This is a genomic window from Pseudomonas sp. MWU349, assembly GCF_017947325.1.
Classification (GTDB): domain Bacteria; phylum Pseudomonadota; class Gammaproteobacteria; order Pseudomonadales; family Pseudomonadaceae; genus Aquipseudomonas; species Aquipseudomonas protegens.
Window position 1 is genome coordinate 829,274 of sequence record NZ_JAFEVP010000001.1, and the last position, 12,746, is coordinate 842,019.

At 64.1% G+C, this 12,746-nt stretch carries 10 protein-coding genes; 3 read left to right on the plus strand and 7 right to left on the minus strand.

The window, feature by feature from the left end; all coding sequences use genetic code 11:
* Window positions 1-5 precede the first annotated feature (5 nt).
* From KCG88_RS03675 to KCG88_RS03695, 5 genes are read right to left on the minus strand one after another with little or no spacing between them, the layout of a single operon-like run.
* On the minus strand, window positions 6-1,418 hold the full coding sequence (locus tag KCG88_RS03675; RefSeq protein WP_047336990.1) for a DUF2252 domain-containing protein: 1,413 nt from the start codon (window positions 1,416-1,418) through the stop codon (window positions 6-8).
* Window positions 1,415-2,884, minus strand: a complete 1,470-nt coding sequence (locus tag KCG88_RS03680; protein WP_047287046.1) for an ATP-binding protein — start codon at window positions 2,882-2,884, stop codon at window positions 1,415-1,417. The genes KCG88_RS03675 and KCG88_RS03680 overlap by 4 nt, the downstream gene beginning before the upstream one ends.
* Window positions 2,884-4,689 carry a DAHL domain-containing protein gene (locus tag KCG88_RS03685; protein WP_047336988.1) on the minus strand — a complete coding sequence of 602 codons (1,806 nt, stop codon included), beginning with the start codon at window positions 4,687-4,689 and terminating at the stop codon, window positions 2,884-2,886. The genes KCG88_RS03680 and KCG88_RS03685 overlap by 1 nt, the downstream gene beginning before the upstream one ends.
* Window positions 4,686-5,681 (minus strand): cytochrome c peroxidase, encoded by a 996-nt coding sequence (locus tag KCG88_RS03690; RefSeq protein ID WP_047336987.1) that lies wholly within the window; start codon window positions 5,679-5,681, stop codon window positions 4,686-4,688. The genes KCG88_RS03685 and KCG88_RS03690 overlap by 4 nt, the downstream gene beginning before the upstream one ends.
* Window positions 5,671-7,596 (minus strand): GGDEF and EAL domain-containing protein, encoded by a 1,926-nt coding sequence (locus KCG88_RS03695; protein ID WP_047336986.1) that lies wholly within the window; start codon window positions 7,594-7,596, stop codon window positions 5,671-5,673. Before KCG88_RS03695 ends, KCG88_RS03690 begins: the two co-directional genes overlap by 11 nt.
* A 201-nt stretch (window positions 7,597-7,797) precedes the next feature.
* Between KCG88_RS03695 and KCG88_RS03700 the strand changes: the two genes are divergently transcribed.
* The 3 genes from KCG88_RS03700 to KCG88_RS03710 all read left to right on the plus strand — a co-directional run bounded on the left by KCG88_RS03700 (window position 7,798) and on the right by KCG88_RS03710 (window position 10,722).
* On the plus strand, window positions 7,798-9,129 hold the full coding sequence (locus KCG88_RS03700; RefSeq protein ID WP_210711774.1) for an HD domain-containing phosphohydrolase: 1,332 nt from the start codon (window positions 7,798-7,800) through the stop codon (window positions 9,127-9,129).
* A gap of 129 nt (window positions 9,130-9,258) precedes the next feature.
* The gene (locus KCG88_RS03705) at window positions 9,259-9,894 is read left to right on the plus strand and encodes a LysE family translocator (protein ID WP_047336984.1); all 636 of its coding nucleotides are present in this window, start codon (window positions 9,259-9,261) and stop codon (window positions 9,892-9,894) included.
* 171 nt (window positions 9,895-10,065) lie between these two features.
* The gene (locus KCG88_RS03710) at window positions 10,066-10,722 is read left to right on the plus strand and encodes a ribonuclease T2 (RefSeq protein WP_047336983.1); all 657 of its coding nucleotides are present in this window, start codon (window positions 10,066-10,068) and stop codon (window positions 10,720-10,722) included.
* 104 nt (window positions 10,723-10,826) lie between these two features.
* Here KCG88_RS03710 and dapA read toward each other — a convergent pair whose 3' ends face one another.
* Both dapA and KCG88_RS03720 read right to left on the minus strand, forming a co-directional pair.
* Window positions 10,827-11,675 (minus strand): 4-hydroxy-tetrahydrodipicolinate synthase, encoded by an 849-nt coding sequence (gene dapA / locus KCG88_RS03715; RefSeq protein ID WP_047287034.1) that lies wholly within the window; start codon window positions 11,673-11,675, stop codon window positions 10,827-10,829.
* Between the two features lie 334 nt (window positions 11,676-12,009).
* On the minus strand, window positions 12,010-12,549 hold the full coding sequence (locus KCG88_RS03720; RefSeq protein ID WP_047337079.1) for a GNAT family N-acetyltransferase: 540 nt from the start codon (window positions 12,547-12,549) through the stop codon (window positions 12,010-12,012).
* Between the last annotated feature and the right edge of the window lie 197 nt (window positions 12,550-12,746).

Sequence of the window (12,746 nt, forward strand, 5' to 3'; positions counted from 1 at the left end):
GTGTCTCAGGGCAGGTGGTCGGCGGCGAAGTCGGCCTCCGAGCGCGCTTGCAGGCGGCCTTTGCGGCAGGCCTGCTGGAAGCGCTCGAAATCCCGTTCGTTCTGCGTGGCATAGGCCTGGGCGTAGTGCCACAGGGCTTCGGCCAGGGTTTCGCTCTTGCCGATGTAGCCGCTGATCCGGGCGGCCTGGCCCGAGGCCTTGGCGTGGGCCCGGGCCAGGGCCCGGCCGCAGATCCTGGCATAGGCGGCGAAGGTGTCCTCGTCGAAGGTCTCAAGTTCCGCCGAGACCTTCATGTCGCGCAGTTGGCGCACATAGAAATGGCGGCCATGGGGGCCGGTGGTCCAGCCCAGGAACAGGTCGCTGGCGGATTGCATCAGGCGCTGGCCTTCCACCACCCGCTGGCCGTTGTGCCGTGGCTTCGAGCGTTCGCGCACATAGTCGGCGAGCACCGAGCGCCGGGCTTCCTTGAATTGCAGGAACAGTGGCCGCTGCTGGGCGTCGGTGAGCAGCGCCACCAGGCAGCGGGTGCCGACGCTGCCAACCCCCACCACCTTGAAGGCCAGGTCGCGGGGCTGGAATCGTGCCAGCAGCTCGCGGCGGTCGGCCTGCAAGGTGCCGCGGTAGTCGCGCATGAAGGTGTCGTACAGCGGCCGCCAGTCTTCCAGGCGCATCCAGTCATCGTCCGGGTCCAGCAGGCTGGTGGTGTTGTGCAGGTGGAAGATTTCCGGCAGGTCGTCGCGAATCAGCAGGCGGCCCCGGGCGTCACGCTCGCTGATCTTGGGCAGGAGCTCGGCATGGGTGCGCCGGGCGGCCTTGTCGATGGCCCGCTGCACATGTTCCAGGGTGGCGCTGTTGGAACGCGCCTGGTGCAGCAGGTCTTCGTAGGTCAGGGCGTCGTACCAGATCTCCAGGGCGCTTTGCCCGGCGCAGGTGGCCATGCTGCGCTGGTAGGCGCCCACCAGTTCGCGGCACAGCGTCTCTTCGACCCCCGGGCCGTGGCGCAGGTGCCGGGCGGCAATCAGGAAGCTCGCCACCAGGCGCTTGAGGTCCCACTCCCAGGGGCCGGGATGGACCTCATCGAAATCGTTGACGCTGAACAGCAGGTTGCGCTCGGGGGTGGCAAAGCCGCCGAAGTTCATCAGGTGGCAGTCGCCACAGATGGTCGAGCGCAGGCCCATGTCCGGGGTGCCGGCCAGGTCGTGGGCCTGGAGCAGGGCGTTGCCACGGTAGAAGGTGAAGGGTGACACCAGCATGCGCCCGTAGCGCAGCGCCACCAGGGACTGGACCCGGCCCTGGCTGGAGGCCTCGATCAATGGCAAGGGGTCGCGCTTGATCTGCCCGGGATCGGAGTGGGAGCTGCGGGGGCAGTCCTTGCGGGCTTGCTTGCCGAGCTTGATCGAGTCGTCGGGGCGGTTCATGGACAGCTCCTGTGCCAGGCCGTGGCGGTTGAGGGCGGCAGGTTTGACTCGGGTTGTGCGGGCAACTCCTGGCGCGCCTGCCGGATCGGCAGTTCCACGCGAAAGGTGGTGCCGACGCCGGGCTGGCTCTGCACGCTGATCTGCCCCCCGTGCTTCTTGACGATGCCGTAGGACAGCGACAGGCCCAGGCCGGTCCCCTGGCCTACCGGCTTGGTGGTGAAGAAGGGGTCGAAGATCTTGGCCAGGTGCGCCTGGTCGATGCCGCATCCGCTGTCGCTGACCTCCAGCCAGACCCGCTCGCCGTCCACGCCATTGCGCAGGGTAATGGTGCCGCGCTCGGGCCCTATGGCCTGCGCCGCGTTGACCACCAGGTTCATCACCACTTGATTGAGTTGGGAGGGCAGGCATTCGATTTCCGGCAACGGCTGGTAATCGGTCACCAGGTCGGCCTTGTACTTGAGTTCGTTGGCCACGATGTTCAGGGTCGAGTCGATACCCTGTTGCAGGCTCGCCAGTTGCCATTGCTGGTCGCTGTCGACCCGGGAGAAGTTCTTCAGGTCCTTGACGATTTGGGCCACCCGGCCGATGCCCTCCTTGGACTCCCTGATCAGTACTGGAATGTCCTGCTGGAGGAAGTCCAGGTCGATGCTCTCGCGCAGGCTCTGCAGGTGCTTGCGCAGTTCCGGCGCGGCGATGGCTTCTTCGGCCTGGCGATAGGCGCTGAGCATCTGGTCGAGCTGCTGCAGGTAGCCTGCCAGGCTGCCGAGGTTGGAGGACACGAAACCGATGGGGTTGTTGATTTCGTGGGCGACCCCAGCGGCCAGTTGCCCGAGAGAGGCCAGTTTTTCCGATTGCACCAGCTGGTTTTCCAACTGCTTGCGTTCGTCGATCTCCAGTTGCAACGCCGCCCCGGCCCGCCTCAGGTCTTCGGTGCGCTGCTGCACCAGATGCTCCAGGTGATGCATTTGCAAAAGCGCGCGGCTGGTCATTTCCCACTTGCTGGTCAGGGTGTTGGCCATCTGCTGGACTTCGATGTTGTCAAAAGGCTTCTTCAGGATCAGCAGGCGGTGGTGACCCTGCAGGCGATCGAGCAGCTCTTCCCAGGAATAGTCGGAGTAGGCGGTGCAGACCACCACCTGTAGCCGCGGGTCCTGTTGCCAGAGGCGCTCGATGGTCTGCGCGCCGTCCCAGCCCTTTGGCATGCGCATGTCGACAAACGCCAGGGCATAGGGCCGCTGCCGCTCCTGGGCCTGGCAGACCATGGCCAGGCCTTCCTCGCCACCGTAGGCCGAATCCAGTTCGAAAGGCTGTTGTCGGGGCTTGGCGGTGGCGCCGAACAACTGTGCCTCCAGGTCATCCAGGTCGTTGTGGGCCGTCTCGGCGGGGGTGAGGATTTTGCGAAAGTCTTCGTGGATCGACGGGGTATCGTCGATCAGCAGGATCCGGCGGTTGTTCAGCTGGTCCATCATGGGGCCTCTGCGCTGATCAGCGGGATGTCCAGAGTGAAGGTGGCGCCCAGGCCGGGGCCGTCACTGTGCACATTGAGTTGTCCACCCATCTCCATGGCCGCCAGGGCGCAGCTATGCAAGCCGAAGCCATGGCCGTCCTTGCGGGTGGTGAAGCCGTGGGAAAAAATCCGCGTCAGGTTCTCGGCGGGGATGCCTTCGCCTTCATCCTTGACGCTGATGCTCAGGGTCTGGCCGTCCAGCACTCTGGCGCTCAGGGTCAGGGTCCGCGGAAGATCATCGAGGTTGGACATGGCGTACTTGGCGTTGCTGATCAGGTTGATCAGGATCAGCAGCATGCGGTGCTTGTCGCCCATCACCGGGGGCAACGGACCATAGTCCTTGACCACCGTGACCTGATGCCGGGCCAGGGCGCCGGAGTTCATGCGCAGGGCGTCTTCGATCAGCTCGGCGACCTGCAGGGGTTCTATCAGTCGTGAAGCTCCGGCATAGGATTGCTGGGTGGCGACGATTTCCTTGATGTGGTCGACGCTACGGGCCAACTGGGCCAGTTCTTCGCCCATGCCCTGCTGCTCGGTGGCTATGGCGTCCACCAATTGATTGAGGTAGCCGGGGAGCAGCTTGCCTTTGTCGTCTTCGGTGAAAAAACGCCCCAGGTCATCCTGGTGCTGGTTGATCAACTGCATGGCCTTGCCCAGCCCTTGCGCCTTGCTGGAGCGCAGGGTGCGGCTGAGCACTTCGCTGCAGATATTCACGCTGTTGAGCACATTGCCCACGTTGTGCAGGACATTGGTTGCAATTTCCGCCATGCCAGCCTGGCGGGCGCTGTCCATGAGCTCGCTCTGGGCTTCCTTGAGCTCCCGGGTACGTTCCTCGACCCGGTGTTCCAGGTGCTCGTTGGCGCTCTGCAGGGCCGTGTTCACCCGATGGATGACCGCGTAGCTGCGTACCAGCCTGACGGCCAGGTAGAGGATCAATATCACCAGCAGGGCCGCGAAGAGCAGCAGGTACTGGTGGGCCTTCTGGTCCTGCAGGTCTGCCTGGAGCTGGTCGGCATTGAGCAGCCGGGTAATGTCGTCCAGGCGCTGGGCGATGGGGATCGAGGTGATGCGCTCCAGCAGGTCGTTGACCACCGGTTGCTCCCGCAGAATCACCGAGACATGGTTGCTCAGGATCTCCACCGGCTCATGCATGGGCTCGGGCAGGCGCTCCTTGTTGACCGCCAGCTTGTTCAGCCCCACCAGGATGTCTGCGGCCCGGTCGTCGCTGGAAACCTGGGCGAATTCCAGGCTGCTGAGCAGCAGGTCATAAGTGTCGATGGCAATGGTCTGCTCTGACAGCCGCGCCTGGTCGTCAAGGCCGGCCAGGCGGCTCTGGATATCGTCTTCGGCAGTGGGCAGGAACGCCAGGGAGTTGCGCAGTACCGAGTTGTGGGACTTGAAGCGCTCCACCAGGTCGGCCTTTTCCTTGAAAACCTCGATGAATGCCTGGTGGCTGGCCTTCCAGGCCTCGGGGTCGGTGTGGTTCTGCTGCGAGAGTTGATCGAAGTGGTTCCAAAGCCTGTTGATTTCCTGCACCGGGGCTACCAGCGGATCGTAGTTGTGGGTGATGGCGATCCGAGCCTTGAGCACCTCGGTTTCCCATTGGGCATTCAACTGCTTGATATGGCTGATCAGGTCTCGCGCCAGTACGTAGTTCGAGGGCTGGCCGATCACTGTCTTGAAGTAGAGAAAGGCCAGCCCCAGCACCAGGCTCAGGGTCAGCAGCGACAGCAGCATGGCGGGCACACGTCGGGACAGCTTCATAGGGGTTTGCCCTGCCATTCGCCGGTCAGGGTCTTGAGAAACTTGACGATCAGGCTGATGTCCTCGGCATTGGGCGGACGCCCCAGCTGATACTTGAACATCACCTCCACGGCCTGCTCCAGGGTCGGCGCCGAACCGTCGTGGAAGTAGGGCGCAGTCACCGCGACATTGCGCAGGCTGGGCACCTTGAACACGTTGCGGTCCTGTTCGTCGCCGGTGACCAGGAAGCGCCCCAGGTCGGCATCGGTGGGGTTGCCCCGGGCAGCGAAGTAGTCGCCCATCACGCCGAACTTCTGAAACATGTTGCCGCCGATATTGACCCCCTGGTGGCAGGCGATGCAGCCGTAATCCTTGAAGCGCTGGTAACCGTATTTTTCTTCCAGGCTGAGGATGTCGGTATTGCCTTGCAGGTACTGGTCGAACCGCGAGTTGGCGCTGAGCAAGGTCTTTTCATAGGTGGCCAGGGCATTTTGCACGTTGGCTGCGGTGACGCCGTCCGGGTACAGGGCACCGAAGGACTTCTGGTAGACGCTGTCATCGCTCAAGGTGCGGATCAGCGCCGGCCAGGTGTTGCCCATCTCGATGGGGCTTTGCACGACGCTGTCGATCTGCGCTTCCAGGGATTCGACGCGCCCGTCCCAGAACTGGCGGAAATTCAGCGCGGCATTGAACACGCTGGGGGTGTTGACCCGGGTGGGCTGCCCCTTGAAACCCTGCGATTTTGCCTGGGAGTCGGCGCCGCCCTGGTCCAGGTGGTGGCAGCTGGCGCAGGACAGGCTGTGATCCCGTGACAGGCGCGGTTCGTTGAACAGCTGGCGTCCGAGCTCGACCCGCTGCGGGTCGAGTGCCGGGGGGGCGGGTAGCGGTTTCAGCGGCTCGTCCAGGGGCGCGGCGAAGGCGCTCAGGCTGATGGTGCCCAATCCTGCCCAGAACAGCAGGAGCAGTACCCGTGCGTGGCGGCGCGGCGCAGGGCGCGGTTGTTCAGTGGTCATGGTCCGTTACCTGGAACTGTGGCCTGTGCTTGCCCAGCAGGCGAGCGAAGTCTTCGGCGGGCAGGGCCTTGCTGAAGTAGTAGCCCTGGGCTTCCTCGCAGCCTTGCTGCTGGAGGAAGGCCAGTTGCTGGCGCGTTTCCACTCCTTCGGCAATGACCTTCAGGTTCAGGCTGCGCCCCAGGTTGATGATGGCGCTGACCAGTACGGCGTCCTTGTGTTCGTGGCTCAGGCCGTGGATGAAGGATTGGTCGATCTTGAGCACGTCCACGGGAAACTTGCGCAGGTAGCTCAGGCTCGAATAGCCGGTACCGAAGTCGTCGACTGCCAGGCGCACGCCCAGCGCCTTGATCTCCAGCAGGGTGGCCAGCGTGACCTCGACGTTCTGCAGCAGTACGCCTTCGGTGATTTCCAGTTCCAGCCAGGCCGGGTCCAGGGCGTTGTCGCTGAGCGCGTCGCGCAGTTGCTGGAGCAGTTGCGGCTGCCTGAAATCAGCCGCCGACAGGTTGATGGACAACGGCACAGGGGCCAGGCCGGCGTTCTGCCAGGCCCGGCACTGGCGAGTGGCTTCTCCCAGGACCCACTGGCTGATGCGGGTGATCAAGCCGCTGTCTTCGGCCACTGGAATGAACAGCTCGGGGCTGATCCAGCCCTGTTGTGGGCGTTGCCAGCGAATCAACGCTTCAGCGCCTACCACATTGCCCGACGCCAGGTGGATTTTCGGCTGGTAATGCAGGTGGAACTCCTGGCGTTCCAGGGCCTGGAGAATTCCCGATTCCAGGTATTGCTGCTCCCGGGCCCGATGCGTCATGTCATCGGTGAAGAAACAGTAGCTGCCCGGTGCCTGCTCCTTGCTGGTGCGCATGGCCATCTCGGCCTTCTTGATCAGCACCAGGGCATCCTGGCCATCCTCGGGGTACAGGCTGATGCCCAGGCTGGCCGTCACCTGCAGGTCGTGCCCGGCGATGTCATCGAACTGGCTCACGGTGGCCAGCAGCTTTTGCGCCAGTGCGCGTATCTGCGCCGGATGCTGCTGGTCATGGAGCACCACCACGAATTCGTCGGAGCCGTAGCGAAACAGTGAGTCCGACTCGCGCATGCCCTGTTCCAGGCGCCTGGCGATTCTCTTGAGCAGCTCGTCCCCGGCCGGGTATCCCAGGGCATGGTTGATCCGCTTGAACCGGTCCAGGCCGAAGAACATCACCGCCAGCCGCTGCTCATAACGGCGGGCCCGGGCCATGGCCTGGCCCAGGCGGTCCCCCAGCAAGGTGCTGGAGGGCAGGCCGGTGAGCACGTCGTAGTGCAGCAGGTGGGAGACCTTGAACAGTTCGGCCACCCGTCTTTCGATGGTCTGTTGCAGGTCGTCGAGTTTCTGCCGGGCGTCCTGTGCCATCTGCCACTTCCAGGTCAGCGCGCTGGCCATCTGGCGGATTTCCAGGCTGTCGAAGGGCTTTTTCAGGATCAGCAACTGGTCGCCAAATGCCAGGCGTTGTGCCATGGCTTCCCAGGAATAGTCGGAATAGGCGGTGCACAGGGCGATCTGCAAGTCAGGATCGGCTTTCCACAGGCGCTCGATGGTTTCCAGGCCATCCCAGCCGGGGGGCATGCGCATGTCGATGAACGCCATGGCGTAGGGCAGGCCCAGGGCCAGGGAAGACTCGACCCGGGCCAGGGCCTCTTGGCCCTGGAACGCCGAATCAAGGCAGAAGGGTGCTTGCTGCGCTGGCGTCGTGGCGTGACCGAACAACTGCTGCTCGGCCTGGCTCAGGTCCGAGGCCTGGCGCGGCGCCAGGATCTTGTGGAAGTCCTCATGGATTGCCGGGCTGTCATCGACAATCAGGATCCGCCGATTGGCCCGCCCTGGGGGCCGGTCCGCGGCTTTTTGTGCTTTTGTCTGTGCGTCACTGCCAGCGTCCATAGACCTTCCCTAGTACCCTGAGCCCGCCTTGCAACGTTGTCAGCATAGTCATTGCGCAGTGCCGCAGCGGACGAATTTATTTCGCGGCGGGCAATGGCGTGAAAATAAAAAACTCATCTAGGATTGTCTGGGAAAAACCGCCGCTGCCGGGCCGTCCTTGAGCACGCCCCAAGGCGGCCTATACCGCACAGGGAGAGCCCCATGGAAGATCCGCAGCCGGTTGAGCCAGGTAGGCGTCCACGTGTGCTGTTGGTGGACGACGAGGAGTCGATTCTCAACAGTCTCAAGCGTCTGCTGCGTCCCGAACCCTATGAAGTGCTGCTGGCCAACAGTGGCGCCAGAGCGCTGGAGATCCTCGCCGAAGGCCCCGTCGACCTGGTGATGAGCGACGCGCGCATGCCTGGCATGGACGGCGCGACCCTGCTGGCCCGGGTGCGGGAGAAGTACCCGGCGGTGCGGCGAATCCTGCTCACCGGTTATGCCGATCTGAACACCATCATCAGGGCCGTCAACGACGGGCAGATCCACCAGTACCTGAGCAAGCCCTGGAATGACGAAGAGCTGCTGCTGGTGCTGCGCCAGAGCCTGGAACACCAACTCGCCGAGCGCGAGCTCAAGCGTTTGCAGCAGTTGGTCCTGGAGCAGAACCAGCAACTCAAGGCCAGCAACGCCAGCCTGGAACGGCATGTGGCGTCGCGAACCGCGGAGCTGCAGCAGACTGCCGACATGCTCGACCTGGCCTATGAAGAGCTCAAGCACAGCTATGTGACCGCCACTGAAGTGTTTTCGCTGCTGGCCAACCTGAGGCTGCCCGCGGACAAGCAAACCAACCGCAAGATCATCGATCTGGTGCGTGCCTGCTGCAAAAGGCACGGCCTGGACGAGGCCAGCAGCCGCGACCTGACCATGGCGGCGGCCCTGTACAACATCGGCAAGCTGAGCTGGAGCGACGCCATGCTGCTGGCGCCGGCGGACTTGTTGCGCCATACCGAGCAGGCGCGCTACCGCGCCTACCCCGAGCAGAGCGAATCGGTGCTGATGGCTCTGGAGCCGATGCAGGATGCCGCGCGGTTGATCCTTCATCACCAGGAGCGCTGGGACGGCAGCGGCTTTCCCCAGCGCCTCAAGGGCGAGGCGATTCCCTGGGGCTCCCGGCTGTTGAAGCTGGCGGTGGATTTCATCGAATTGCAGTGCGGGCTGATTCTGGAGCGGCACATGAACAGCGATGAAGCCCTGCTGTTCATTCGCAAGTACGCGGGCCGCCTGTACGACCCGAATCTGGTGGAAGACTTTGTCCAGGTCTGTGCCGCCTATCAGAGCGATGTCACCGTCGATGATCCGACGGTCAAGGTCCTGGGGACCCGGGAACTGCGGGCCGGGATGGTCCTGCGGCGCAACCTGAATGCCGACAATGGCATGTTGCTGCTCAATGCCGGCAAGGTGCTCAGCGAACCGCTGGTGCAGAAACTGATCGCCTTCGAAGCCATGGAAGGGGCCCGCTACAGCATCTTCGTCAGCGTTCCCGACGCCTGAGTGGTGTGTGCGGTCCGTCGTGCTTGCCCGGTACCGCAGTGATCCGTCATATTTTGCCCCCCGCGTAGCGGGCGCCATGAGCGGCTCCGGGCGATTTCGGATCGCGGCGCATGACCCTGGAGCGAACCCATGGATATACCAACCCTGCTGCTGTACATCGTCACCGTCAGCGCGGTGATGATTACCCCCGGCCCCTCGATGTTGCTGGCCTTGAACAATGGCGCGGTGCATGGCATGCGGGTGGCTGGCTGGGGCATCGCCGGGGCGGCGTTGTCCGACCTGCTGCTGATCGGCGCGGTGGGCTGCGGCCTGGGAGCGTTGCTGCAGGCCTCGCAAGAGTTGTTCGTGGTGGTCAAGAGCTGCGGCGCGGCCTATCTGCTGTATCTGGCCTGGTGCTTGTGGCGGGCGCCGACCCGTGCCCTGGCCTGTACGGTGGGCGGGGCCTCGGCCAGCGGCTGGTCGGCGTTTCGCCGGGCGTTGCTGGTGGGGCTGTCAAACCCCAAGGGCCTGCTGTTTTTCTCCGCCTTCGTGCCGCAGTTCGTGCGCCCGGAGCAGCCGGTGGCCGAGCAGTACCTGATCCTGGCCGTGGTCAGCGCCCTGGTGGATTGCCTGATGATGAGCCTCTATGCCGTGGGTGGCCGGCGGGCCATGGCGCGCTTTTCCGCCCGGGTCATGGGCTGGGTCAACCGCAGTTGTGCCGGCCTGCTGGCGGTGCTGGCGCTGGGGGTCGGCCTGTATCGGCGCAGTGAGGGCGCTGCCGCCTAGGGCATTGGCGGGTATTCTCCGGGCCGCTGCCTGACCCGCTTGTGCGGGACACCGGGCAATTGCTGTCATGTTCCGGCAACGCCGGCCTGTCAGAAAGATCAGGCTGTTTTCAATCCGTTCCACCCCGATGGCGGGGCCAGGACGATGCGCTTTCCCAAGGAGAAGGTCACGATGAGAAAGTTTTTTACCCTGATGGCAGCCCTGGTGCTGACCCTGGGGATGGTGGGCATCAGCGACGCACGTCAGCCCAAGCAGCAGCGCGATTCGGTGGCGGGCACCTTCGACTATTACCTGCTGACCCTGTCCTGGTCGCCGACCTTCTGCCTCATGCACCCGGAAAACGAGCAGTGCACCGGCAAGGGCTACGGTTTTGTCCTGCACGGCCTGTGGCCGCAATACGCCAAGGGTGGCTGGCCTGAGTCTTGCCCACCCCTGACCCAGCTCAATGCCCAGGAACGGGCCAAGGGCCTGACCCTGTTTCCCACCGCCAAGCTGATGAACCATGAGTGGAGCAAGCACGGCACCTGCAGCGGCCTGGGGGCCATGGGGTACCTGGATGCTGCGGACAAGGCCCTGGCCAGGGTACAGGTTCCCGAGGCGCTGCAGCCTTCGACCACGGTGCGCTATTTCGAGGCCAGCCAGATCGCTCAGCAGTTTCGCCAGAGCAACCCGGGGATCGCCGAGAACGGCATTGCCATTCTGTGCAGCGGCCCCGAGCTGTCCGAAGTTCGTGTTTGCCTGACCAAGGACCTGGAGTTCGGCGCCTGCGGCAAAGGCGTGAAGAACCAGTGCCGCGCCGGGCAGATCCGCATTCCGCCCATCCGCTGAAGGCACCTGCAAGAACCCCAGCGAGGTCGCGCCAGCTGTAGGAGCTGGCTTGCCAGCGAAAGCGGGTGCAAGCCGTGGCGGCCTCTTCGCCGGCAAGCCCGCTCCTACAGGGTGCGGAGCAGGGTTTGCAGGGCGCGGCTGCAATCTTGCATCGGTGCTCGCAACTGCGTTCCGATCAACCCCTGGTGGGCCAGCAGTGCCTTGACCGGCGCCGGGTTGGGTTCGGCGAACAGCGCCTTGATCAGCGGCACCAGTTGCATGAAGGTGCTCCGGGCCGCATCCAGCTGCTGTGCCCGGACCTGTTGCAGCAAGGCGACGAACCGTTGCGGGTGAATATGCGCCGAGGCCGCAATGGCCCCATGGGCGCCCAGGCACAAGGCGTTGAACAGTTGCAGGTCCTCGCCGCACAGCACCTCGATCTGCCCGCAGGCCAGTAGCGCCAGGGTCTTTTCCAGGTTGCCGCCACAGTCCTTGACCGCCGCGATCCGCGGATGGGCCACGATGTTCAGCAAAGTAGCGGTGTCCAGGGTCACCCCGGTGCGGTAGGGAATGTCGTAGACAATCAGCGGCACGCTGGAGGCATCGGCCACGGTGGCGAAGAAGCTCTCCAGGGCTGTCTGCGATGGCCGGATGTAGTAGGGCGCCGGCACCAGCAAGGCGGCCACCGCACGCTTGAGGATCTGCTCCTGCAAGCTCAGCAGCGACTTCAGGTTATTGCCCGCCAGCCCCATGATCACTTTCCCGGCCGGGGCCCGCTCCAGCACTGCATCGAGCACCGCCAACTGCTCGTCCTTGTCCAGGGCCGCGGCCTCGCCGGTGGTGCCGCAAACCACCAGCCCGGCGACGCCGCTTTCCAGCAGGTGAGTGGTCAAGCGCCCCAGGGCGGCAAAATCGACGGCACCGTCGATGAAAGGGGTGACGATAGGGACCCAGATACCTTGAAACGATGACATGCGTGTTCTCCTGATGGTTGACCGTCGGGTCGTCGTCAGAAGAGTAGAAGGGCGGTAAGCAGGGGGAGGGTGTCCGTAGCGCTTGAGGTCCTGTCAGCTCATCTGACGGGACACAGCGCCCCGGTCACATGAGCGACTGTTTCTTCGATTTAGAGCTGCAGGCCACGCGCGCCTCGACCTTGGCCGAAAGGCCAATGGTGCGAAGGATGAAGGGCGTGGCTGGGGACATGGTCACTGCAGGCTCAAGAATCAGGCGCCCAGTTTTAAAAGCCGGCAACCGCTTTGTCAATCCTCGAATTCGCCGGGCAGGCTGCCAGGGGGCCTGCCCTGAGGGTCAGCCCGGGCCTGGGTTGTCCGGTGCGCTGATGCGGTACAGCAGGCTCGGCGCCTGGCCGGGAAAGTCGTCCAGTTCGCCGTACAGGCTCAGCCCCAGGCGTTCCAGGGCGCGCCGCGAGGGCAGGTTGTCGGGGCGCACCAGGCCGGTGACCTGCGGTGCGTGCAGTTCGCTGAACGCCAGCTGCAGGGCGGCCCGGGCCATTTCTGCGGCGAAGCCCTGGCCCCAGGCCTCGGGGCGCAAGCGAAAGTACAGGTTCAGCCCCGGTTCGTGGCCGAAGAAGCCCTGCATGATCCCACCGAAACCAATCAGCCGCTGCGGGTCGCTGCGCAGGGCGATGGCCCAGTAGCCGAAGCCGTGCTGCTGCCAGTGTTCGATCCAGCCGTGCAGCTTGCCGGCGCAGGCGGCAGCGTTGATCGGGCCGTTGGGGTTGAAGCGGTTGGTCTGCGGGTCGCCATGGATGGCACAGGCCTGGGGCAGGTCGTCCAGGGTCGGGGCGCGCAGCAGCAGGCGGGCCGTTTCTTGGCAGGAGGCAGGCATCATGGGGGCGGCTCTGTGGCTCAGGGGCCTGGAAAAGGTAGGCGATGGGCCATCGGTTCTCAACCGGGGGCGGCTGGGGCATTGCTTGCCAGGCTAAGTATTGATCCAGGTCAAGAATATTGAATCTAGATCCGTTGCCAGGGAAGTTATTTTCCTGGAGCCAATAGCGCAATTAAAAGTGCTATCTAAACTCGAAC